This is a genomic window from Marinomonas ostreistagni, from assembly GCF_016461785.1.
Lineage (GTDB): Bacteria > Pseudomonadota > Gammaproteobacteria > Pseudomonadales > Marinomonadaceae > Marinomonas > Marinomonas ostreistagni_A.
The window spans coordinates 93,415-117,739 of sequence record NZ_JAEMUH010000010.1; the positions used below are offsets into that span (position 1 = coordinate 93,415).

Consider the following 24,325-nt stretch of genomic DNA (forward strand, 5'->3'; position numbering starts at 1 on the left):
CAATAGACTGACAATTTTTAGTAATAATTAAAGCGGCGTTACTTCGAAGTAACCCACATCGCAACCTTCCTCTGCTGCGCACTGTGTTTGCTCTGCTTTGGTACGAACAGCTAACCCTTGGGCTTCTGCAATCTGGTCTAAGGCACCTGCAAACCAACCAGTAAACATGTAATCAATCTTGCGATTGACTTTTTTTCCATGGATTTTTTCATAGTGGTAAACAAAAGCAGAGTTCTCTAATCTCACTTTTGCAGTGCCTTTCTCGATGTCTAGTTCCTCGGTGATAAAGAAGCCCCAACCGCGCTGAGAAAGACGTTTTAGATAGTGATGCCATACATCAGCGCCAGAAATCCCATGACACTCTGCTTCTTGTTCACACCAGAAGTAAGCAGACTTGTAACCTGCTTTATAAAGAATCTCCGCGTATCGTTCTGCGCCAATTTCGTCTTCGATTCCCATGTGATTGTTTACAAAGAAATGACGTGGCACATACAGCATAGGCAACGCATCCGTTGTCCAAACCCCAGTTTCATCATCTACTTCAATTGGCATTTCAGGAGCGTGTACACCCATTTTTTAAACCTCAAATTCTGCTGTTCTGGATCGCATATCGCGTGTTAAGACATCATTTAATCAAATCGACAGGCTAGTCACTTTTCCGAAATCGACTCTATGCCCTATCGAAAAGACGTTTTTCGACACTTTGGTTAATTGCTACTCACCCCAGATTTCACGTAACAAGTTGACCCAGTTTTCACCCATGATTTTGCAGACTTGGCGTTCAGTAAAACCATGACGCAAAAGCGCTTCCGTTAGATTTGGGAACTCTCCAACTGTACGAATGCCTTTTGGGTTAATGATTTCACCGAAACGTGTTAATCGACGGGCATAGCCTTTGTCATGGGTTAGGTATTCAAAGAAATCTTCCCCGTGGCCTTGGGTAAAGTCGGTACCAATACCGATCGCATCTTCACCCACGATGTTGTAGACATATTGAATCGCTTCAACGTAATCATCGACGGTTGCGTTAACCCCAGCACGTAGGAACGGCGTAAACATGGTTACCCCAACGAAGCCACCGTTATCGGCGATGAACTTCAACTCTTCGTCAGAACGATTTCGTGGGTGCTCTTTTAGACCAGAAGGAAGGCAATGCGAGTAAGCAACAGGCTTTTTCGATTCGATGATGACTTCTTTAGCAGTGTTAGGCCCCACATGAGACAGGTCGCACAACATACCCACTCGGTTCATTTCGGCGACAATTTCACGTCCAAAGCCGGATAAACCGCCATCACGCTCATAACATCCCGTACCTACTAAGTTTTGCGTGTTGTAACACATTTGAACAATGCCAACGCCAAGGTCTTTAAAAACCTGAACATAGCCAATCTGGTCCTCAAACGCGTGGGCATTCTGAAAGCCCATCATCACCCCAGTCTTCCCTTCTTCTTTCGCACGAAGAATGTCTTTGGTCGTGTAGACTTTTGTGAGTAAATCGCTGTTGGCTTCGATTAGCTGGTTCATTTCCACGATGTTGCGAACCGTGCCTTCAAAATTTTCCCAAAACGACACAGTGCAGTTCGCGGCAGTTAACTTTCCTTTTGCCATGTCTTCAAACAGTTCGCGATTCCATTTCGCACAAATTAAGCCATCGATCACAATGGCTTGATCATGTAATTCTGCTGCGTTCATCGTTTTTTCCTTTATTACAAAGATAGGATTAGGGGAAGGAAGACCTTCTGATGAACTCAGTTTATGACTAAGAAAAAAACGTTTAGAGGCTGGAAACGACTTTAGAGAGACTAAAACCGACGCTCAAATTTGCGAGGAAAAGTATTAGAAACAACAAAGGCGTCATAAGACGCCTTTGTTCATTGCAAGAAAGTTTAAACTCGGTAAGAGTCGACTAAATTACTCAACGAAGATGCCTGATCTAAAACCGTTTTAGAGGCTTGATTGGTTTGCGTTGCATTGGCGCTAGTGGTCATAGCCTCATCACGTATCATGCGAATACGACCATCAATGGTTTGTGCCGTTGCCGCTTGCTGCTCCATGGCGGTTGCTATTTCTGTCGCCTTCGCGGACATACTTGAGATAGTCGATGCTATTTTCGTAAGCGCTTCCGTTGCTTCACTTGATTTCGCGACGGTTTCTTCGGCTTGCTGTTTACTTGCCGACATTACTTTCACTGCTTCATGAGCACCAGCTTGCAGTTTCGTGATCATATCTTGTATTTGTTCGGTAGACTCTTGCGTTCGTTGAGCCAGCGTTCTCACTTCATCTGCCACCACCGCGAAACCTCGCCCCTGTTCACCCGCGCGAGCTGCTTCGATAGCTGCGTTCAACGCTAACAAATTGGTCTGATCCGCAATGTCTCGGATAACATCTAAGATTGAGCCAACATCTGCCGTTTGGCTCTCCAATGACTGTAAAGCCGATGCGGCACTGTCTACACCGTGCGCCAAACGAGTAATGGAGGAAGCATTATCAGAGACAATGACCGTTACTTCTCGAGCATATTCATCTGACTCTTTTGCTGCATTCGCAGTTTGATCCGCACCTTCAGCAACATAACGAATGGTGCCTTGCATCTCCTCAACAGCTCCTGCAATCCCCAGTGTTTCATGCTGCAACTCTTCCATGCCTGAGCGAGTGCGCTCTGAGGCTTGTAACATTTGCTCGCCAACACTAGATAGTTCATGGGATTGACTTTGCACCGTACCAATCAGGGTATTTAAATTAGCGATGAAACGGTTAAAACTCTTAGCAACATCTGCCAACTCATCCTTGCCAGCTTCATCTAAACGCACCGTTAAATCACGAGCACCTTGAGCGATATCATGAAGCGAGTGCTCCAGTTTACGGATATCAGGTAGCGTACGATGACGTAGAATAAGCAATACCCCAACAATTAGTAATGCAGATACTAATGCACTGATTAAAGAGACATTTTCTGTACTATGTATTTTTTCAATGGAATCCTTTGAACTTTGATTGAGAAGCTCTTGTATCTGCTCAGATACACTATTCAACTCATCAGCAAGAGCAATTGAGGCTTCATCTAGACCACCAGCACCTTTCATAAGCGCATTTCCAGCCTCAGTGCCTTGGTTGATATAGGCTAGAGCCATGGTATAACCGGATTGATAAAGCTGATCCAAACTGCCCTTTAAGGATGATACTTGAGCAGAGTATTCAGGAAGAATGGTTGCAAGAGAGTCCAAACTTTCTTTTGCACCTTTTAAACTGGCTTGTGCTTCAGGTAGAGCGTCGTCGCCTCGAGTTGCGCCCATGTCAGTAAGAAACTGCTGTACTTGTACTGTGTAGTAGCGAGTATCTTTCATAGCGCCCATGGCGTTAGCTAATGTCACTTCTTTTTGAATCGCATCTTTATTTACTGTTAGTCCATATTCTGTCAAGGCATATAGCGCTGCTAGAACTAATAACACTGCACCAATCACTAAGCCATACAAACGACTGATTGTCATAACCATCCCCACTTAAATACGCACAAAAACCGTGCACGAATAATATTAAACCCTTCTCTTTTTATAAAAAACATTAATGTAATGTTTTGTCGAACTAAATCAGCTGTATTTACAAACCGTTAACGTGGCACAGACTTTGGCTTTCCCCTATAATAACCGCTCCCTGAAAAACCATGTTCGAGGCGTTTACTCAATGCAATTAACCAGCTTAAATGCGATTTCCCCGATCGACGGTCGTTACGGCTCTAAAACTGACGCGCTACGTCGCTCTGTTAGTGAGTACGGCCTACTACGTATGCGTGTTATCGTGGAAGTACGTTGGCTTCAAGCGCTTGCTGCGCACCCTGAAATCTCTGAAGTACCAGCACTAAGTGCTGAAGCAAATGCGATTCTTGATGAACTAGCGGCAAACTTCTCTGAAGCCGATGCTCAAGCCATCAAAGACATCGAAAAAACAACCAACCACGACGTTAAAGCGGTTGAGTACTTCATTAAAGGTAAAATTGCCGACAACGCTGAGCTGGCTGCCGTTTCTGAATTCGTACACTTTGCTTGTACATCTGAGGACATTAATAACCTGTCCCATGCATTGATGCTAAACGAAGCACTTGCTGAAGCCATCGTTCCTGAAATGAAAGCAGTCCTTGCTGCCATCGAAGAATTGGCCATCGAGCATGCTGAACAATCTATCCTTTCTCGTACCCACGGTCAGACTGCGTCACCTAGTACGGTAGGTAAAGAAATGGCGAACGTAGCAGCGCGTCTTGCACGTCAAATCAAGCAAGTGGAAGCTGTTGAGTTCCTTGGTAAAATCAACGGTGCTGTTGGTAACTATAATGCTCACCTTTCTGCTTACCCACAAGTTGACTGGCAAGCACACGCTGAGAAGTTCGTAACGTCTTTGGGTTTGACGTTCAACCCTTACACGACTCAGATCGAACCACACGATTACATCGCTGAACTTTACGATGCGATTTGTCGTTTTAACACCATCCTAATCGACTTCGACCGTGACGTTTGGGGCTACATTTCTCTAGGTTACTTCAAACAGAAAACGATCGCTGGCGAAATCGGTTCTTCGACTATGCCACACAAAGTTAACCCGATCGACTTTGAGAACTCTGAGGGTAACTTGGGCATCGCGAACGCAATCATGGGCCACCTAAGCGCAAAACTGCCTATTTCTCGCTGGCAGCGTGATCTAACAGACTCTACGGTTCTTCGTAACCTAGGTGTGGGCCTTGGCCACAGCTTGATCGCTTACCAAGCGTCCCTAAAAGGCATCAGCAAACTAGAAATTAACGCCGTTCGCCTAAACGAAGACCTAGACAACTCTTGGGAAGTATTGGCTGAGCCAATCCAAACCGTGATGCGTCGTTTCGGTATCGAAGCACCATACGAGAAGCTAAAAGAGCTAACTCGTGGCCGCACAATCAACCAAGAAATCATGCAAGAGTTTGTTGATAAGCTTGAACTTCCAGAGCAAGCAAAAGAAGAGCTTAAAGCTCTAACACCATCAAACTACATTGGTAATGCAGTAGCTCAAGCGAAAGCGATTCGCGGCTAATTCAGAACCAATGCTATTTCTTATATACAAAGAGCCGTTTTATAACGGCTCTTTTTTTGATGAGAATTTTTTATGAATATCGATACGCCTCTAACCATCCTAGCTGGTATTAGTGCAAAAACCTTCTACCAAGACTATTGGCAAAAGAAACCTTTGTTGATTCGCGGCGGAGCAAAAGACATCGAGCTACCAATTAGTGCAGATGAGTTGGCAGGACTTGCTATGGAAGAAGAAGTCGAATCCCGTATCGTTATCGAGCAAGGCGAAACGCCTTGGCAATTACTACAAGGGCCGTTCGACGAAGACACCTTTGCAGAGCTACCGGAACAGGAGTGGACACTGCTTGTTCAAGCTGTGGACCATTGGGTACCAGAAGTTCAAGCTCTAAAAGAACGTTTTAACTTCCTACCTAGCTGGCGTGTCGATGATGTCATGGTGAGCTATGCAACGGAAGGCGGTAGCGTTGGCCCTCACTACGACCAATACGACGTCTTTTTAGTACAAATGGCAGGCAAACGCCGCTGGCAAGTACTCGCACCTGAGCAATATCAAGATTCAAATATTGAAGGGATCAGACTTCATATTTTAGACAACTTTGATGTCGACCCAATGCAAGATTATGAATTAGAAGCAGGCGACATATTATATTTGCCACCTAACTTTGCTCATAATGGCCGCGCCCTGGATAGCGAATGCATGACCTTCTCTGTTGGCTTCCGTGCACCCTCGGCTCAATCAGCCTTACAAGGTATTACCGATAAGGTTTGTGAGGAGATCAATGAGAAGAATCGATTCGCCGCGCCAGAGCCATTAGAGCGTGATCACCATGCGCAAATCCAAGCGAGTGATATTGAGCACTTGAAACAAAAGCTACTGTCGTTGATCGACTCACCAACTTTGCTGGCAAATTGGCTTGGTGAAACCATGAGCGAAAGTAAATACCCAGAGTACAGTGCGCAACTTAACGAAGACGAGCTAGACGGGACATTTGAACAGGCCCTTAAAGGTGACACTTTTATCCGACCAGGTGACGCTCGCATTTGTTATTATCATGAAGAACAAATGACCACTTGCACGCTATACTGTAACGGTAACGCATTAGAAATAGACGCAACGCTGATTGATTTTGTTCAAGCGATCTGCGATCAAGAAGAATTCGACTTCAGTGGTTTAGATCTTAGTCGTCATGATCAATTACCAGAAATTCTCCGTTTTTTACTTCAGCACCAAGCATTGGTAGCCCTGCCCTACGAGGACGAATAACGGCATGAAAGTACTGACATCTGATTGGAACAGTAGTAAAGCGCAATTAACCTTTGTTCGACGCCAAGTGTTCATTCTAGAACTTGGCATTGATGAGCAAGATGAATGGGATGCTAAAGATGAAAATGCCGTTCACTTTGTCGCCTTTGGCACCACTGCTGTGCCTGTTGGCGTGTGCCGTTTAACAGAAGATGGTCAGATTGGTCGTTTAGCAGTCTTACCCAATTACCGACATCAAGGTAATGGCAATTTGCTTTTACGTCGAGCCATTCAAGTGGCTAGAGAAATGCAGCTTAAGCAGGTTTTTCTTCATGCAATGGTTGATGTGCAGCTCTTCTATCAAACCCATGGCTTTAAAACAGACGGAAAAATCTTCTTAGAAGCAGGCAAACCTCACGTGAAAATGATTCGTGATATTTAATCTGAATTTTGAGAGTCAAAAAATAGGAGCCGAAGCTCCTATTTTTATTTGTACCGATGATTAAACGATGGCGATTAGCTCAACGTCAAATACCAATACAGAATGTGGTTTGATCATCGCACCAGCACCTTGGGCGCCGTAAGCAAGATCAGAAGGGATTGCGAAGCGGTACTTAGCGCCTTCCTTCATCAGTTGAAGACCTTCTGTCCAGCCAGCAATAACGCCAGCTAGAGGGAACTCAATCGGCTCGCCACGAGCGATAGAGCTGTCGAATACCTGACCATCAACTAGGCGACCTTCGTAGTGAACACGAACAGTAGAAGACGCAACTGGTTGATTTCCTGTGCCCTCTTCGATCACTTCAAACTGAAGACCAGATTCAGTTACTTGAACACCTTCGCGTGCTTTGTTTTCAGCAAGGAAAGCTTCGCCTTCTGCAACAGTTTCTGCCGCTGCAGCTTTAGATTTCGCTTCCATTTTTTCTTGAAGCTCAGCAAAAGCCGCTTCAAGTTCTGCCGCAGGCACCGCCATTGGCTGTTCGTTTAGCGCATCTTTAATGGCTGCAAATAGATGATCCAAAGATAATTCACCAAGATCGCTACCACGTAGTTGATCACCGATCTGACGACCGATACCGTACGCGATTTTCGCTTCGTTTGTGTCAAAAGACAGTTCAGACATAATGTAATCTCTTTTGTGTCGTTATAAATTCGGCGGCAAGGATACCATAACCGCCCAATAATGCCGACAACCTGCTTAGAAACAAACTATAGACACCATTAATGATATTAATTATCATTAATATTAAATGGTATTAACAGGAAGCTGATCATGAAAAAAATCGTTTCTTCGCTTGTAAGCCCCACCCCAACACAGCAGAAATGGTCCACGATCTTTTTTGTGGGGACTATACTGACTGCCGCAGCACTTGGTTTTATCGTAGATGGCTATCATGACACCCTTAACCAGAAGAATTTTTTATAAGTCGAGAAACTTCTTGATGTAAGTCACTTCAAGTTGGTCAAGAAGGATTAGACTACATCATTATCCGATGTAAGGAGATAAGCGATGTTACCTAAGATCAACACTATTTTATATGCATGCGATTTAGAGCCTAAAACCACTCAAGCTATGGAATTGGTTATGAATCTTGCGATTTCAAATCAGGCTAAAGTTGTTCTAATGCATGCGATGGAGCCTATTAGCGCGCAAGCTGCTAATATGATTCATAATTACATGTCTGAAGAGACGGTTAAGAATATGCGTGACGAGGCAATCAAAACTGTTAATGAGCGCATTCAAGCTTACCTAACTGAGTTTACTAAAACTCATGCAGACGAGATGCAGAACCTAACGGAAGCACCTAGAGTTGAAGTCGTCAATGGCGTACCAGCAGAAGCCATTGAAAAAACAGCTGAAAAAGTCGGTGCAGACTTAATTGTAATGAACAGCCGCACACACAGTAAAATTGGCCAAATGGTTATTGGCTCTACTGCAAATAAAGTCGTTCATCACAGCCGCATTCCAGTTCTTGTCGTACCAATTCTCAAGTAAACGACTACAATAGACTTGGGTGCACAAAATACTGTATAAATAAACATATACGTAACAAATTTTGTGCATCCATGATTTTATATATCGCAGAAAAACCGAGTCTTGCGCGCGCTATTGCCAACGCCCTCCCCAACCCCCAAAAAAAGCACGATGGCTATATTGAATTGCCTAATGGCGATTGCGTCACTTGGTGCATTGGTCATTTATTAGAATTGGCGGAACCACAAGATTACGCACCTCATTATAAGCAATGGCAGTTAGACCACCTACCGATCATTCCACAAGAATGGCAGTGGAAGGCAAAAAGTAATACCAAAAAGCAGCTCAGTGTCGTTCGAAAACTACTCAAAAATGCCCAGACAATTGTTCACGCGGGTGACCCAGACCGCGAAGGGCAACTTCTTGTCGATGAAGTGCTCCATTTTGCAAAGATTCCAAAATATAAACTTGAGCAAACACAGCGCCTTTTAGTGAGTGATTTAACCACTGCTGCCGTAAAAAAATCCCTAAATAAACTTCGGCCAAATAAAGAGTTCTCAGCGTTATCACGTTCTGCTCTAGCTCGCGCACGTGCAGATTGGTTATATGGCATTAATCTCACTCGCGCGTACACCATAAAAGGCCGTCAAGCCGGTTATAATGGTGTGCTTTCGGTCGGTCGCGTGCAGACCCCTGTTCTTGGACTTGTCGTTAAACGCGATAAAGAGCGTGAAGCATTTGTGCCAAAAGACTTCTACCAAGTTGTAGCACACCTTGAGACAGATACTTTGCCCTTCCAAGCCAAGTGGCAACCTAGTGAAGCTTGCGCCCCCTATCAAGACGAAGAAGGACGAGTGCTCAGTCGCCCCCTTGCTGAAAACGTAGCTCGACGGATCACTGATAAACCAGGTTTTGTAAAACAGTTTGATAAGATACCTAAAAAACAAAATGCCCCATTGCCTTACAATCTTTCAGCGTTGCAAATAGATGCGGCAAAAGCCTTCTCTATGAATGCTCAGAAGGTACTCGATACATGTCAGGCGCTCTACGAGCGACATCAAATGATTACTTACCCGCGCTCAGATTGCCGCTATTTACCTTCTGAACAGTTTTCCCAAGCGAGTAGCATCTTAGCAAAGCTTAAAGATTTGTCTCTGCCATATCAAAAGGCCGCACAGCAAGCGAACCCCGCACAAAAAAGTAAAGCCTGGAATGATAAGCAGGTTGGCGCTCACCATGCCATTATTCCAACACAACAACTAGGCGCCTTCGAGAAACTCAACCACGACGAACGGAAGATCTTCGAGTTAATCGCCCGTCAGTACCTTATTCAATTTATGCCAGCTTATGAATATCTCGCTACTAAAATTATAATTGAAATTGAAGGGGGGCAATTTACTGCCCAAGGCGTTACGGTTGTTAAAGAAGGCTGGAAATCTTTAATGCCTAGCAACAAGAAAGAAGAGCCAGAATTACCGCAATTGACTGTAGGACAGCAAGTTCATTGTCTTCAAGGGGAAGTATTGGCCAAGCAGACAACTCCACCTGATGCCTTTACCGATGCAACGTTGCTTGCTGCCATGACAGGTATCAACCGCTTTGTCAGTGATAAAGCCATTAAAGCCATTTTGAAAGAAACCGATGGTCTCGGTACAGAAGGCACTCGTGCAGGCATCATTGAGTTACTCTTTAAACGCAGCTTTTTACAAAGAGAAGGCAAGCAAATTCACTCAACATCAACTGGAAGAGCGCTAATTGAAGCTCTGCCGGAAAGTGCCACTGTGCCAGATATGACTGCAAAATGGGAGGCAATGCTGAATGATATTAGCAAGAATATTACCCCATACCAGCATTTTATGGATGAGCTTTATCAGGCGCTGGACCATTTAATTTTAGGCGCTCGTCAAGGCTCTATAAGTAACTTTACCAACCTCCCCAAGGCACCGACCACTAAACGTACCTTTAAGAAGAAACGCCCCTCCAGAGCCAATGATAAAACAGGGGCTAAGCGCTCACCCAGAAAATCAAGAACAAACACTTAACCGAGTGCAAGCCAAATACCAACACCGATCATTAAAGTGCCAGCAATTCGATTCATAATGCGCACATTACCGCTTTTCATTAATAGTGAGCGCATAGTTCGACCACCCGACGCATAAATGAGTAAACAGCAAAACTCGAGCAAAAGAATGATTGCAATGAGGCTGACCAGTTGATTTGCTAACGGTAGTTCAGGATGTAAAAAGGGAGGTAGCAAAGCGACGAAGAAGGCCCAGCCCTTAGGGTTTGCAATAGCAGTTATAAACCCTTGGGATATGAGATCAAAAATACTGGCTCTTTTTTCATCATCATCCATTTTGATCGCCATTTTACCGCGTGACAACCACATTTGTACGCCAATATAGGCCAGATACACTCCTCCAGCGTACTTAAAGACAGTGAATACCGTAGGATAATTAAGTAGTAATGCAGCAACACCAAAAGCTGATAAGGCTGCGACTAGACCAACCCCAGTTAACTCCCCTACCATCATCCAAAGAGACCGTCTCACCCCCACAGTCATTCCGAGTGTCATGGCTAACGTCATACACATGCCAGGAGTGATTGATACAAAAAAGAAAGTCGGGATAAAAACCGACAGGAGGGCCAAGCTCATACCTACATCCACAAGGTTGTTAAGAAATACTCGTGAACTTGCCAGAAGTCATTGTGGGACGCAACGAAAATTTAATGAAAAGCGTCTTGTAGAAATCAGAAATGTTTTTTTCGTTGAAACTCGCCATCGTCGATAAATTTCTGCCATTCATCATCTAGGGCTTCCTCTGCCTCATTGTCACCTTTTGATTCGGCCTCCAGCTCAGCTTCCCGTTGCTGCAGCGCCATATCATCTTCAATCTCTTGAATAGTCTCAGTGAATTTATTAATCAACTCAGCCGCTTCAGTTTTTTCTTCAATTGGCTTTAATTGATTAATAGCCTCTTTATATTCATTAATGGCATCGTCCATTTTATGAGTTAAAAAAAACTGACGCGCTAAGTAGGCATGATGATCAGCATTAACCTTATATCGGAACCAGTGAAGCATTTCGTCAAAACGAGCAAAAGCCTCTTCACTGATTTGCTTATTAGATTTCGTCGACTGAAGATAACCATGAAATGACTCAAACAAACGTTTAAGCTCCATGATCTGAATTTCATCTACAACAGGCTTTGCTCGACGCTTCTCTTTGCTACTTTGAAATTGAGTCATTTCGTCTTGTAGGAAACGCCTTCGTCTAGAAAGTTGCTCATCCGCTTGAATAGCCAGCAGTTCATCACACAAACCTATCATTCGACTATAAAGCCATATCCGCATGTCTTTAGGCTGATATTGGGCGGGCATTTCATCCAAATAACGACGCACTTGGCGTAATTGGTTATTCAGTAACGCTGCCTTACGCAATCGTTCAATTCTAGCTTGCTCTCGCAGTTGTAGGAATATAGCAAACGCAATAAAGCCACCGATGATCAACAACAGTAGCGTTACGATAATTGCCGTCATAAGTTTCTATTTCCAAGCCGCCGTTAGAATAAAGTAATTCTATTATTTATTTCTTATATCAAAAGGACTTAGCTTACTCTAGAGCTTTTTCCAAATAATTCGTTTTCAATGCGCTGAATGCTGGAATTTAATGATTCTATCACGGGCCCAGACTGCTCAAAGGTAACGACTTTCTCCATTTCAGCCAATGCTAATCGTAATTTGTCGAGTGCAGCAGCTTTTTTATCCAACTCTAAGCATGCCTCAGCTTCTTTTAGCAATAAGTCATGATGCGCTAAACAAAATGAAAAACGAATTTGAGTCACTTGGTCCTTAGCGGTTGCTTTATCAACAAGCTGACTATTAACAAGCCCACGATATAGCAAAGGAATTGACTGTAAGCCCTGTTGAACCTGAGAGAGTTGAACATGTGTCTGCACCTTATCCTTAATTGATGCTTGCTGACCAATTTTTAGCTCTTCTAAAAGTTGAATAAAGCCAGGTAATTCTGGCTCTAAAGAGCGCGCCATTTTGTGGCGAGTAAGGGTTGAAATACTCGAAATTAAGTACTCAACTAGAACGACTTTTGTTGTTAAAGGCAAATAACGGTCAGTAAGAATAGTAAGCAGGTCGGCAATTCGGCCACAACGCTTTTCAAGCTGTTCCAGTTCCTGTCGTTGCTGAGCTTGACGCTCACTGTAGAAACGCAACACGCCAACGCTAATTAAAACGACAGCTATAGCCAGTGCAGCACCGACGATAATAGTCACTAGAAAACTTGTCGACACAATGCTTCCGCCTAATGAATTCAACCTTCTTAAGCATATAAAAAAACCGACCATAATGCATGGTCGGTTTTTTAATTTTTTCCTAAAGGCTTTTGCTGGTTACGCTACAGAGAAACCAAGCAGCGCATAGAAAATAATTGCTGACAACAATGCTGACGCTGGAACAGTAATGATCCATGCTGCGGCAATTCGAAGTAAAGCAGAACGTTTTACCAACTCTTTCTTGGTCGCCTTCTTAAGGCTCTTACGCTCTTCTTTTGAGATCGGAGCTGAAGACTGTAGCGCTTTAACTTCACGTAGAATCGCACGTTTCTCTTCTACGTCAGCCATTTTAAAGCGTTCTACGAATGCATGAGTTTCATCAGCACCTAGACCAGAGTTTGCAGAATGTTTTTCAATCTGAGCAAGCTTCTTCTCGTATGACAGCTTCAAATACTCACGAAGGAAACCAACACCGAAGATACCACCTACCGCGATGTGCGTAGAACTAACAGGCAAACCTAACTGAGATGCAATGATTACTGTAATTGCCGCCGCCATTGCTACACAGAATGCACGCGTCTTATCAAGCTCAGTGATTTCAGAGCCTACTGTTTTGATCAACTTAGGTCCGAATAATGCTAAACCAATTGCGATACCAACACCACCTACCAGCATTACCCATAATGGGATAGCCGCTTTAGAGGATACACCCCCGTGAAGCAAAGCATCGTTAATCGCAGCCAACGGTCCGATAGCGTTAGCAACATCGTTTGCACCATGCGCAAAGCTTAGTAATGCAGCTGAGACAATCAATGGGATCGTAAACAAGCTATTGACAGCATCTTTTTCATTTTTCAAAGACTCAGCCGCACGATCAACCAATGGACGTACAACAAAGTAAGCTGTCAGAGCAAGGCCAAAACCGATGATCAAAGCAGTAATGATATCTAGCTTCCAGATCTTCTTTAGACCTTTCATTGCCAAGTAAGTAGCAAATGCCCAGACCATTAGTGACACCAAAAGCGGAACCACTTTCTTCGCTGCTGCAATCATGTCACTTTGATAAGTGATAGAGCGCTTAATGTAAATCAAGAACGTCGCCGCAATGATACCGCCTAACGCAGGGGAAATTACCCAGCTAGCAACAATGGCACCAACTTGGCTCCAGTTAGCAATACCCCAGCCACCAGCGGCAATACCAGCCCCCATTACACCACCAACAATCGAGTGTGTCGTTGATACCGGAGCTCCCAAGTAAGTTGCCAAGTTCAGCCAGATAGCACCTGCTAATAGTGCAGCCATCATTATCCAAATGAAAGTCGCTGTATCAGCAATCGCATTAGGGTTGATGATGCCTTTCTTAATAGTGCCAACGACACTACCACCAGCAATGATTGCACCAGCCGCCTCAAAAATCGCAGCGATTAAGATCGCACCTGCCATAGACAGAGCTTTCGAACCTACCGCCGGACCAACGTTATTCGCAACGTCATTGGCACCGATATTCAGAGCCATGTAGGCACCAAACGCAGCGGCAATAGCTAGGATGGACACGTTAGAAACACCTTCGCCGTGGCTGTAAGCATAAAAGCCTGCTACCAAAACGAACGCTAACGCGATAAGAATGCGGACAACTTCACTGCCGCGACTGGTCTTTGATTCTGAGCCGTAATTTGCGAGATCCATAAAAGAGTCTTCTTAAGTTATTAAACGACACTGGTTGGTTTAAAACCGGTTACTCTACCCCAAGCAACTTTTCCAGCGATGTAAAAACTAATCCATCAAATTTCATCAAATTGAAACGTGCGCCATTCTACACTCAGAAGTTTTTCATAAAAACCCAAAGCTAGGTTAAATGAGAAAATTCCAATCAAATATTTTTTGCATGTTTCATTTTGGTGACATTTATATGTCTTTTATATGACAGAAATATTACAAGAGACAAGGTATTGCGATATTACCTAGATAAACCCCAAAAAAAAGCCCCCTTACGGGGGCCAAAAGTAGAATTGGGGGGCCAATTCTCAGGGTAAAAGAAGACCTTAGAAGAAACCTAATGGGTTGATATCGTAGCTCACTAACATGTTCTTAGTTTGCTGGTAGTGATCTAACATCATCTTATGCGTTTCACGGCCTACACCAGATTTCTTGTAGCCACCAAACGCCGCGTGTGCAGGGTATTGGTGGTAGCAGTTCATCCATACACGGCCCGCTTCAATGCCACGTCCCATTCGGTAAGCAAGATTTGTATCGCGCGTCCAAACACCTGCCCCCAAACCAAACTCAGTATCGTTCGCAATCGCTAGCGCTTCTGCTTCGTCTTTAAACGTTGTCACAGCTACAACAGGGCCGAAAATCTCTTCTTGGAAGACACGCATATCGTTTGAACCTTTCAGAAGCGTTGGCTTGATGTAGTAACCATCGTTAAAGCCTTCAATCACTTCCGAATCACCACCGATTAGAACTTCTGCACCTTCATCTCGACCAATTTGTAGGTAACTTAGAATCTTATCGAACTGCTCTTGGGAAGCTTGAGCACCGACCATTGTCTCAGTATCAAGAGGGTTGCCGCGCTTGATTTGACCAATACGCTCAACGACTAGCTTGATGAAGTCATCGTAAATATCTTCTTGAATCAATAAACGTGACGGGCAAGTACATACTTCACCTTGGTTAAAGAATGCTAGAACGGTACCTTCAACACACTTGCTGATGAATTCATCTTCCGCATTCATGATGTCTTTAAAGTAGATGTTTGGGGATTTACCACCAAGCTCTACTGTAGATGGAATAATATTTTCTGCTGCACACTTCATAATGTGTGAACCAACAGGTGTTGAACCAGTGAAAGCAATTTTCGCAATGCGAGTGCTTGTCGCTAATGCTTGGCCTGCTTCGGCACCATAGCCGTTTACGATGTTCAGTACACCCGCTGGTAGTAGATCTTTAATTAGGTCTGCTAATACTAGAATTGAGGCAGGCGTTTGTTCCGCTGGTTTAAGAATGACACAGTTACCCGCCGCAAGCGCAGGAGCCAACTTCCAAGCCGCCATAAGTAGCGGGAAGTTCCAAGGAATAATTTGACCAACCACACCTAGAGGTTCATGGAAATGATAGGCAACAGTGTTCTCATCAATTTCACCAATTGAGCCTTCTTGAGCACGAACACAACCTGCGAAATAACGGAAGTGGTCAGCACTTAAAGGAACATCTGCCGCTAGAGTTTCGCGAACTGCTTTACCATTATCCCAAGTTTCTGCAACCGCTAATGCCTCAAGATTGGCTTCGATGCGATCTGCGATTTTTAATAGAATGTGAGAACGCGCTTGAACAGATGTTTTTGCCCAAGCCGATTTCGCAGCATGCGCTGCATCAAGAGCAAGATTGATATCTTCTTCAGTAGATCGTGGAATACGACAAAATGGTTTACCATCGACTGGACTAACGTTATCAAAGTACTGCCCTTTAACAGGTGCTACCCATTCGCCACCGATAAAGTTTTCGTACTGCTCATTAAAGGTAACAACGCTGCCTTCAGAACCTGGTTTAGCATAGATCATACTGTTTACTCCGTTATTGTTGTTTTGTTTTATATTTAACAATGACTTTCAATGTAGACTCATGAATTCAAACTTACTTGCCTGACAGTCTAAATTAGTTGTCTGTAAGTCCATAAAAGTTGACCATCAGCTATAATTTGGGTTAATGATGTTTTAGTACTTTGTAACACCGCCATCAAACAACAATTAAAGAGGTGTGTATGTCTCATTCAACAACAAACTTAATTCTGCATCGGCAACCAACCAAACTTGTCGAAAATAGAGTTTGTTTTGCAGGACCTCATTCTGAACTGAGTATTTATGATACCTATGAGCAAGCCAATAAAGTCAGTTTGAAATCGGATGCTCTGCTTTACTGTGGAATGGTGACCGGCGCGAAAGTCATGCACACCCAATACGAGCAAGACATCACGTTTCTACCCCATGAATCTTTTATCTTGGCACCAAAAGAAGAGGTTCTGATTGATTTTCCTGAAGCGCAGATCGATCGCCCTACTACTTGCCTGACAGTGGAGATTTCTCAAGAGCGTATCGCACAAATTTGTGACCGAATGAATGATGTTACTAATGTTGATGGATTGGCTCCTATTGATCCAAACAAACCCTTACATACCCTACATACGCAGGGCACTCAACAAGTCCTTGATCGACTGGTAAGTGACTTTGTTCAAAATGACCCAGATAGAGACCTATTAGTTGACTTTGGTGTCAGTGAATTGGTAACACGTATTTTACGACATCATGGCCGTGAGGCATTTCTTCAATTTACAAAAACGATCCCAGATGCAAATGGTTTAACGAATGCTTTAAGTTTTATTGAAAGCAACCTATCACAACCATTAGACATCGATCATTTAAGCAAGCTGGCCTGCATGAGCCGTAGTCGTTTTTATCAAACTTTTAAGCGCCATTTGGGCTGTACACCCAACGAATACCAACACCAACGTCGCATGAATATCGCACTTTCATATTTGAAACAACGTCGCTCTGTCACAGAAGTCAGTATGGAACTTGGCTATCAAAGCCTGAGTCATTTCAGTCGCCGTTTTCATCAACATTTCGGTCTTTCTCCGAGACAAGTTCAAAACCAACTAAACTAGATAGCAGCACACAATAAAACGCCAAAAAAGCATAAAGAGAGCATATGAATTATGCTCTCTAGATTTGCAAAATTTAGTTGATATGATTCACTACACCCTACGTTTTATTGCCAAGGACAGCTATGTCATCTATTCCTGCCTCGTTATTCAAGCAAAAGAATTTTGTACACTTCTGGATTGGACAAATTGCCTCTTCTTTTGCATTTCAAATGTTAAGCGTAGGAATTGGTTGGCAAATATATGACCTTACGGGCAGTGCGATGGCCCTTGGACTGGTCGGCCTTTTCCAGTTTCTGCCTCAACTTATACTAACTCTTGTAGTCGGTCACGTAGCAGATCGGTACAACAGACGCATTATTTGCATATGTACACGCTTAATCATGGCCTCCACTGTTGGCATACTTGCATACGGTAACTTTACCGAGACTATTTCATCGACGATGATTTATGGATGTGCGGTCATGATAGGTACAGCACGAGCTTTTGAAATGCCCGCTGGCCAAGCAATATTACCTAACTTGATACCTCCAGAACTGCTATCAAGAGCAGTAAGCGCCATTGCTTCAGCACGAGAAATATCAGTGATCGCAGGGCCAGCTCTAGGCGGGGTGATTTACTTACTCGTAGCACCCACACTTTATTTGACGAGCATGGTTTGCTTTCTAGTCTCTTGCTGCATCTTATTTTTCTTACACTACAATTATGTCGCAAAAGCTAAGCAACCTGTTGATTTACACCATTTATTGGGTGGCCTTCGCTTTATAAAGAACAACAAACTCATTTTGGGTTCTGTTTCTTTAGACATGTTTGCAGTACTTCTAGGTGGTGCAACCGCTTTACTACCAATCGTCGCAAAAGATATTTTACATACGGGCCCATGGGGTTTAGGCCTATTACGCTGTGCGCCAGCCATTGGCGCTTTGCTTATGTCGATCTATTTAGCACGGCATCCGCTAACTCACAGTGTTGGCAAAATCATGTATGTTGCTGTGGCAACCTTTGGTGCCGCTACCATTTTATTTGGCCTATCAGAGCACTTAATTCTGTCAATGATTGCTTTGTTTATATTAGGCGCATCAGACATGATCAGCGTAGTTATCCGCTCAACCCTAGTGCAGTTGGAGACTCCCGATGATATGCGTGGTCGTGTTAGCGCTGCAAATTCGATTTTCATTGGTAGCTCTAACCAATTAGGTGAATTTGAATCAGGGGCAACGGCAGCATTGTTTGGCGTTGTACCAGCGATCGTATTAGGGGGCTTTGGAACAATCGCTGTAGTAGGGCTTTGGATGTACCTTTTCCCAACCTTATTGCATCGAAATACGCTGGAAAACGAAGAAAAGTAGCTAAATGAAACTTGTTTAACTACTAAATAGTATTAGCTCAGCAACAATAAGTTTTAGGCATAAAAAAAGCCGATCTATAAATAGATCGGCTTTTTTAAATTTGGTGCGGAAGGAGAGACTCGAACTCTCACGCCGTGAAGCACTGGAACCTAAATCCAGCGTGTCTACCAATTCCACCACTCCCGCAAAGAATGAAGCGTATTATAGGGATTCACTTCATCAGGTCAAGTGATTTTTAGAATTTAAAAATCACTTGAAAATCATGTACATATGACAAAAACCAAAAAGGCTGATCTACATTTAGATCAGCCTTTTAAATTTGGTGCGGAAGGAGAGACTCGAACTCTCACGCCGTGAAGCACTGGAACCTAAATCCAGCGTGTCTACCAATTCCACCACTCCCGCAAGGAATGGAGCGTATTATATGGAACGGTCTTTTAAGGTCAATAGATTTCTAAAAAGAAATTTTAAAAAGCATAAAATCGATCAATATAAAACCTATAGTAAACCATATAAAACAACTGTAGTTTACTAAATATTCCAAGGTATCTATACTCGCGCGACGTATTCAAGGAGTTTACAAATATGTGGATTTTACTGGCAATGACAGGACTTTGGGCTTTCTCTTTTAGCCTGATAGGTGTGTATTTAGCGGGTCAGGTTGATTCTTGGTTTTCTGTCTTAATGCGAGTGACATTGGCAATGCTGGTCTTCCTACCATTCATGAAGTTTCGACAAACACCAAAACCATTGGCGATAAAGCTAATGCTAATTGGAGCCTGTCAATTGGGCGTTATGTATGGTTTTTACTATCAGTCATTTCTTCACCTTTCAGTTCCAGAAGTATTACTCTTTACCGTCATGACACCAATATACATTGCTTTGATCAATGATATTTTGGAAAAACGTTTTCATTCTGGCTACATTATCAGCGCCATCATTGCGGTTTTAGGCGCAGTTGGCATCCGCTATCAAGGAATAGACGAAGGCTTCATTCAAGGTTTTCTGTTGGTTCAAGGTGCTAACCTTTGCTTTGGTTTAGGCCAAGTCTGTTATAAGCGCTTAATGGCAAAGCAAACCTCCGAACTGCCTCAGCTAACGCTATTTGGCTGGTTCTTCATTGGTGCTTTTTTAGTGGTACTGCCTTGCTTTGCACTATTGGGCAATACAGAGAAGCTACCAACCACCACTTTACAATGGAGTATTCTTGTATACCTAGGGGTTATCGCATCGGGTATCGGTTACTTTGCTTGGAACAAGGGTGCTACATTGGTAAATGTGGGGGCATTGGCTGTCGCAAACAACCTTTTGATTCCTGCCGGCATCTTGGTGAACGTACTATTCTGGAACCGTGATGCTGACATCATTCGTTTGGCATTTGGTGGCGGGATTATTATTTTTGCTCTGTATCTCAATGAGTGGTTTGTTAAGCAAAAGGATCGCGCTCAATTAGCAGTTAGCTAGCCTCCTTCTCCTATGCATAAAATACAAAGGGGACACTAGGTCCCCTTTGTATAACTTATTCAGACATGCTCAAGCCATTTTATTTGGCTAAAAACTCACTTCGCGTTTTGTCACTGCGCTTAAATAACCCGCCTAATGCAGTCGTCTGAGTCGATGAGCTGGCATCCATAACACCACGAGCTTTCACACAATAATGCGTCGCATCGATACTCACCGCCACGTTATCAGTCTCTAGCAGCGTTTGTAATGTTACAAGTACCTGTTGAGTGAGTCGTTCTTGCACCTGAGGTCGCTGCCCAAAAAAACGTACGATTCGATTTATTTTAGAAAGACCAATGATTTTGTTTTTAGGCAAATACGCTACTTTTGCCAATCCATCAATCGTCACAAAGTGATGCTCACAGGTGCTAGTGAAAGAGATATCGCTCACCTTCACCATCTCATCCACTTTCATTTTATTCTCGATGACTGTGATCTTAGGAAACTGGCTATAGTCCAAGCCGGAAAAGATTTCTTTAACATACATCTTAGCGATACGATGCGGCGTTTCACATAAACTGTCGTCTGTTAAGTCTAGGCCTAGTGTGTAAACAACATCTTCAAATGCTGACTTGATTCGTTGGTACTTTTCTTCGGTGGTTAAGCCATTATCAATCATTGGCGTTTCTAGGCCATGCTTGATCAAAGCATCACGAACTTTAGAAGCCTCTGCTGAAAGCGCAAAAGGGCTAACGTTGCTTGTTTCTGCCGTTGCAGTAGTCATATCGATACCTGTCTCACTAATTCGTCTAACATGTACTTGGTACGCCAAAACTTCTAAGCTAAGTGACGACCACCATCTAAAGCCAATGTACGCCCAGTCATGTAACGACTATTCAGAAGGTATTGTACCGCTGCAACCCCTTCCTGTTCACCTGGTTCTAGGCATAATAGCGATTTTTTTAAAGCTTTCTGCTGATATTCCTTATTGTCGCCTTCTTGAAACATTAAAAGAGAAGGCGCGATAGCATTCACTTTGACCTTTGGCGCTAGCTGGCGTGAGAAGGATACACTTAAATTTGCGAGGCCTGCTTTACTCGATGCGTACGCAATATGCTTATCACTACCTTTTTCAGCAACAAAGTCCGTCAAGTGGATGATGTCCGTAGCAATACCTATTTGATCCGCTGCATGACAGAGCAAAGGTTGTAACGACATATTAATTTGATATGGTGCTGCCACATGAACTTGCCACATACGTTCCATTAATCTGTACAGATCTAACTCATCCGCTTCCGATGCCCAATCTGAAGCATTATGTATAATGCTTCTAAGTCCTGAATACTCGGCTCGAATCTCAGAAATAAGTTTTTCGAGTTGCTTCTTAGATGTGAAGTCAGCTTTGATGCAATGAACTCCAAGCGATCTTAACTCATCCACTTCTTTAGAATGGGTGCGGTAACTCATTATCACTTGCTCACCTTGGTGCACAAGGTGCTTGATGATCGCCAGCCCTAAACGACGTCCACCTCCTGTGATGAAGTGAGGAAATCCAGTTACTGAACCTGCATTGCTTGAAAGACATTCCGAATTAATGGTCATTTCTCAAACTCTCTCATCCAATCTGAGTAAACATACGTAAAGAAACTTAGTTTAGTTCATATTATTAGTCTAAATTACATACTACCTTTCTGCATTCAGTTGATGGAGCCAATATGAGAAATCGTTCAGAACTGCCTGTTATCCCCCAATCTGCATTTGATTGGTATGACGAATATGCGCACGGTGACATAGATCGACGAACTTTTATCCGAAGGCTATCCACCCTTGGTGTTGCTGGTTTAACCGTGTCAGCAGTGTCTTCTGCGTTACTTCCTAATTATGCATTAGCAGAGCAAGTTTCATTTAATGACCCCGACATTACGGCACGTTACATCGAAATTGATGCGCCAAATGGCCATGGCCGTGCAGGAGGATATTTAGTCACACCTAAAAATGCGACCAGTGAAACACCTGCACCTGCTGTTCTAGTAGTACATGAAAATAGAGGTCTAAATCCCTATATTGAAGATGTCGCTCGACGTCTTGCGAAAGCAGGTTTTGTCGCCTTTGCACCTGACGCGCTGTTTCCTCTTGGGGGGTATCCTGGTAACGATGATGAAGGTAGAGCAATGCAGAAAACCTTGGACAGGGATAAAATACTAGGTGATTTCGGCGATGCAGCCACTTACTTAAAAGCCCAACCCATCACTACAGATAAGCTTGGTGTTGTAGGCTTTTGTTTTGGGGGCTATGTTTCTAACCAACTAGCGGCGTCATGGCCTGACATGATTAACGCTGCAGTTCCCTTTTATGGAACGCCACCAACATCAGATTTACAAAGCATTAAAGGGCCTCTGTTACTTCATTTTGCAGAGCTTGATCAACGAGTCAATGCAACTTGGCCAGATTATGAAAACGCTTTAAAGACTTTAGGAGCACAATATGAAGCTCATATGTATGAACGCGTAAATCATGGCTTCCATAATGATTCAACGGCGCGCTATGATGAAAAAAGTGCTGAGTTAGCGTGGCAAAGAACGTTAGACTTCTTTAACCAGCATCTGAGTTAGTCAGTCGGCTGCCATCGCTACAATATCGGTGGCAGCCCCCTCTAGATTAAACTGTTTGCGGCATGTCTTTCTGCTTGTTAAATGGGATACCGTTTGCGGGATTAACAGCTTGCCACATTGATGCACTCAACTCTTCAACAGGTGCAGTGGCACCCTCCGCTATCCACTCTGCAATGCCTTTAGCAACGTTTGGAAATGATACACGCACGACTTTTGTTTCGTTTAGCCACTGATGTATTACCTTTGGGGAAAGCTCATTTGTAGCCTTAGCAAACCCTAAATACTCTAAGGCAACCACATTTGATAACTGTTCTACTTGACCATGCAAAGGCTTGACCAAAATGCGTCTCCCCATATGCAATGCTTCTGAATTGAGTTCAAATCCTGCATTACAAAGCACAGATTGACACTCTCTCAAATTTTTTTGAAACCCATCACGACTAAATGGAAAAACTTCGACGTTGCCATAACGACCAGGCTCAATATCTCTACAATGCATTCGAAACTGATAAGAAGGTACACTCTCCAACATTTCCAATACGTCTTCAGAATTCTCAAAAGGAAGGTACACTAAGACTTGATCTTCGATCGCTATCTCACTAGTGGAAGTGTGTTGGATGATCGGAGGTAATATTGGCTGTCCAAAATGATGCCAATGCACTCCGACGCCTTTCGATACTGGCGCAAACCATGACATGATTAACGCCCCTAATGAATCCGCATTGTACTTAGGAATGTTATATTGAAAAGCGTATTGATGTCCTAACCCAATGCAGGGCTTGCCTTGTCTACGAGCAGCCCACGCAGTTACTGGCTCAAAGTCTGTTAACACCAAATCGTATGAAGATACGTCAATGGTATAAATATCTTTTATCAAGCGCGTGATATGCGCATTACGATAGGTTCCAAGCAAACTAATTTTGCCATTCTTTGCAACAAACGAAAGCCCTTGAAATGTTCGATAGTCCCCAAAGCACTGCATATCAAAGTAATCTGTATTTGCTCGACCTGAGAAAACATAATCAACTTCAACCCCTAAACGCGCAAACTCTTCACTCATTGCACGAGCACGAGTGATATGCCCATTTCCCGTTCCTTGTACTCCATACAACACTTTCATACCAACACCTCAAACGACAACATTGCACACGTCGAACCAAGAATTGCGCCCATCGCAGTATCTGTTGGGAAGTGTACTCCTAGAAAAATTCTCGACATTCCAACCATGACAGACCAACTATAAAAACTCATATAAAACTCTGGAAACCACTCACTTAGGCAATAAGCCATAAAGAAAGCACCTGAGGTATGACCAGAAGGAAATGAAAATTGATCTGACGGCCGAATAAAGCTGGTAAAATCGTCCAAAATATCCGCGGGGCGATTTCGTTTAAAACTTCGCTTTAGGACAAAATACAGCAAACGCTCAACAATAAATCCGAACGCAATGATTGCGGTCCAAAGCGAATGGCCAAAACTCCACAACAATAATGCAATAAGCACGTATAGCGGACCGTCCGCTGACATAGAAATAATTCGACTCGCTCGCGTCAGCATTTGACGCCTTTTGCGAGCCATTAACCAATAAAATGTTGTTACGTCCATGTTATGAATGCTGTTCAGTATATTCATACTTATCCCACCTATACATGCCTTTTATATTCCTAAAATAGGCTGATATGGTGTCACTTTCGTGGCAGCAG

Annotated in this window: 23 protein-coding genes and 2 tRNA genes; 10 read left to right on the forward strand and 15 right to left on the reverse strand. The window is 43.4% G+C overall.

Features of this window, described 5'->3' with window-relative positions:
• Positions 1-27: 27 nt before the first annotated feature.
• The 3 genes from JHD44_RS11570 to JHD44_RS11580 all read right to left on the reverse strand — a co-directional run bounded on the left by JHD44_RS11570 (position 28) and on the right by JHD44_RS11580 (position 3,488).
• Positions 28-573, reverse strand: a complete 546-nt coding sequence (locus tag JHD44_RS11570) for a DUF5943 domain-containing protein (protein WP_199462903.1) — start codon at positions 571-573, stop codon at positions 28-30.
• Positions 574-714: 141 nt separating this feature from the next.
• Positions 715-1,692 carry a dipeptidase gene (locus tag JHD44_RS11575; RefSeq protein ID WP_133560567.1) on the reverse strand — a complete coding sequence of 326 codons (978 nt, stop codon included), beginning with the start codon at positions 1,690-1,692 and terminating at the stop codon, positions 715-717.
• Positions 1,693-1,886: 194 nt separating this feature from the next.
• Complete coding sequence (locus JHD44_RS11580) at positions 1,887-3,488, reverse strand: methyl-accepting chemotaxis protein (protein WP_199462904.1); 1,602 nt, start codon at positions 3,486-3,488, stop codon at positions 1,887-1,889.
• A gap of 193 nt (positions 3,489-3,681) precedes the next feature.
• On the opposite strand from JHD44_RS11580, the gene purB reads away from it, so the two are divergent.
• From purB to JHD44_RS11595, 3 genes are all read left to right on the forward strand, one after another.
• Positions 3,682-5,055: an adenylosuccinate lyase gene (purB, locus tag JHD44_RS11585; RefSeq protein WP_199462905.1), complete on the forward strand. Its 1,374-nt coding sequence runs from the start codon at positions 3,682-3,684 to the stop codon at positions 5,053-5,055.
• Positions 5,056-5,127: 72 nt separating this feature from the next.
• Positions 5,128-6,318, forward strand: a complete 1,191-nt coding sequence (locus tag JHD44_RS11590) for a cupin domain-containing protein (protein WP_199462906.1) — start codon at positions 5,128-5,130, stop codon at positions 6,316-6,318.
• A gap of 4 nt (positions 6,319-6,322) precedes the next feature.
• Positions 6,323-6,739, forward strand: coding sequence for a GNAT family N-acetyltransferase (locus JHD44_RS11595; RefSeq protein WP_199462907.1), 417 nt, complete (start codon positions 6,323-6,325; stop codon positions 6,737-6,739).
• A gap of 60 nt (positions 6,740-6,799) precedes the next feature.
• Here JHD44_RS11595 and JHD44_RS11600 read toward each other — a convergent pair whose 3' ends face one another.
• On the reverse strand, positions 6,800-7,420 hold the full coding sequence (locus JHD44_RS11600; protein ID WP_133560576.1) for an FKBP-type peptidyl-prolyl cis-trans isomerase: 621 nt from the start codon (positions 7,418-7,420) through the stop codon (positions 6,800-6,802).
• Between the two features lie 150 nt (positions 7,421-7,570).
• On the opposite strand from JHD44_RS11600, the gene JHD44_RS11605 reads away from it, so the two are divergent.
• The 3 genes from JHD44_RS11605 to JHD44_RS11615 all read left to right on the forward strand — a co-directional run bounded on the left by JHD44_RS11605 (position 7,571) and on the right by JHD44_RS11615 (position 10,314).
• On the forward strand, positions 7,571-7,723 hold the full coding sequence (locus tag JHD44_RS11605) for a hypothetical protein (protein ID WP_199462908.1): 153 nt from the start codon (positions 7,571-7,573) through the stop codon (positions 7,721-7,723).
• A gap of 84 nt (positions 7,724-7,807) precedes the next feature.
• Positions 7,808-8,293, forward strand: coding sequence for a universal stress protein (locus tag JHD44_RS11610; protein WP_199462909.1), 486 nt, complete (start codon positions 7,808-7,810; stop codon positions 8,291-8,293).
• 71 nt (positions 8,294-8,364) lie between these two features.
• A complete protein-coding gene (locus tag JHD44_RS11615; RefSeq protein WP_199462910.1) occupies positions 8,365-10,314 on the forward strand; it encodes a DNA topoisomerase III in 1,950 nt (649 codons plus the stop codon).
• On the opposite strand, the gene JHD44_RS11620 is transcribed toward JHD44_RS11615, so the two are convergent.
• From JHD44_RS11620 to JHD44_RS11640, 5 genes are all read right to left on the reverse strand, one after another.
• Complete coding sequence (locus JHD44_RS11620) at positions 10,311-10,928, reverse strand: LysE family translocator (protein WP_199462911.1); 618 nt, start codon at positions 10,926-10,928, stop codon at positions 10,311-10,313. The genes JHD44_RS11615 and JHD44_RS11620 overlap by 4 nt on opposite strands.
• 95 nt (positions 10,929-11,023) lie before the next feature.
• Positions 11,024-11,812, reverse strand: coding sequence for a hypothetical protein (locus tag JHD44_RS11625; protein WP_199462912.1), 789 nt, complete (start codon positions 11,810-11,812; stop codon positions 11,024-11,026).
• Between the two features lie 68 nt (positions 11,813-11,880).
• Complete coding sequence (locus JHD44_RS11630; protein WP_199462913.1) at positions 11,881-12,579, reverse strand: hypothetical protein; 699 nt, start codon at positions 12,577-12,579, stop codon at positions 11,881-11,883.
• Positions 12,580-12,678: 99 nt separating this feature from the next.
• The gene (locus JHD44_RS11635) at positions 12,679-14,247 is read right to left on the reverse strand and encodes an inorganic phosphate transporter (RefSeq protein WP_199462914.1); all 1,569 of its coding nucleotides are present in this window, start codon (positions 14,245-14,247) and stop codon (positions 12,679-12,681) included.
• A gap of 356 nt (positions 14,248-14,603) precedes the next feature.
• Positions 14,604-16,121, reverse strand: coding sequence for an aldehyde dehydrogenase family protein (locus JHD44_RS11640; protein ID WP_199462915.1), 1,518 nt, complete (start codon positions 16,119-16,121; stop codon positions 14,604-14,606).
• Positions 16,122-16,321: 200 nt separating this feature from the next.
• Between JHD44_RS11640 and JHD44_RS11645 the strand changes: the two genes are divergently transcribed.
• The gene (locus JHD44_RS11645) at positions 16,322-17,221 is read left to right on the forward strand and encodes a helix-turn-helix domain-containing protein (RefSeq protein ID WP_199462916.1); all 900 of its coding nucleotides are present in this window, start codon (positions 16,322-16,324) and stop codon (positions 17,219-17,221) included.
• 122 nt (positions 17,222-17,343) lie between these two features.
• A complete protein-coding gene (locus JHD44_RS11650) occupies positions 17,344-18,567 on the forward strand; it encodes an MFS transporter (RefSeq protein ID WP_199462917.1) in 1,224 nt (407 codons plus the stop codon).
• Positions 18,568-18,668: 101 nt separating this feature from the next.
• Here JHD44_RS11650 and JHD44_RS11655 read toward each other — a convergent pair.
• Positions 18,669-18,753: transfer RNA gene (locus JHD44_RS11655), tRNA-Leu, on the reverse strand.
• Between the two features lie 134 nt (positions 18,754-18,887).
• Positions 18,888-18,972: transfer RNA gene (locus JHD44_RS11660), tRNA-Leu, on the reverse strand.
• 180 nt (positions 18,973-19,152) lie between these two features.
• On the opposite strand from JHD44_RS11660, the gene JHD44_RS11665 reads away from it, so the two are divergent.
• Positions 19,153-20,031, forward strand: a complete 879-nt coding sequence (locus JHD44_RS11665; protein WP_199462918.1) for a carboxylate/amino acid/amine transporter — start codon at positions 19,153-19,155, stop codon at positions 20,029-20,031.
• A 79-nt stretch (positions 20,032-20,110) separates the two neighbouring features.
• Here the strand turns inward: JHD44_RS11665 and folE are convergent, their stop codons facing one another.
• Positions 20,111-20,794, reverse strand: coding sequence for a GTP cyclohydrolase I FolE (folE, locus tag JHD44_RS11670; RefSeq protein WP_199462919.1), 684 nt, complete (start codon positions 20,792-20,794; stop codon positions 20,111-20,113).
• Between the two features lie 53 nt (positions 20,795-20,847).
• The gene (gene folM, locus JHD44_RS11675) at positions 20,848-21,612 is read right to left on the reverse strand and encodes a dihydromonapterin reductase (RefSeq protein ID WP_199462920.1); all 765 of its coding nucleotides are present in this window, start codon (positions 21,610-21,612) and stop codon (positions 20,848-20,850) included.
• Positions 21,613-21,725: 113 nt separating this feature from the next.
• Here folM and JHD44_RS11680 point away from each other — a divergent pair, with 113 nt between their 5' ends.
• Positions 21,726-22,622 (forward strand): dienelactone hydrolase family protein, encoded by an 897-nt coding sequence (locus tag JHD44_RS11680; protein ID WP_199462921.1) that lies wholly within the window; start codon positions 21,726-21,728, stop codon positions 22,620-22,622.
• A 46-nt stretch (positions 22,623-22,668) separates the two neighbouring features.
• Here the strand turns inward: JHD44_RS11680 and JHD44_RS11685 are convergent, their stop codons facing one another.
• Together JHD44_RS11685 and JHD44_RS11690 are read right to left on the reverse strand one after the other, a co-directional pair.
• Positions 22,669-23,742 (reverse strand): MJ1255/VC2487 family glycosyltransferase, encoded by a 1,074-nt coding sequence (locus tag JHD44_RS11685; protein WP_199462922.1) that lies wholly within the window; start codon positions 23,740-23,742, stop codon positions 22,669-22,671.
• On the reverse strand, positions 23,739-24,254 hold the full coding sequence (locus JHD44_RS11690) for a phosphatase PAP2 family protein (protein WP_199462923.1): 516 nt from the start codon (positions 24,252-24,254) through the stop codon (positions 23,739-23,741). The genes JHD44_RS11685 and JHD44_RS11690 overlap by 4 nt, the downstream gene beginning before the upstream one ends.
• Positions 24,255-24,325: the final 71 nt, after the last annotated feature.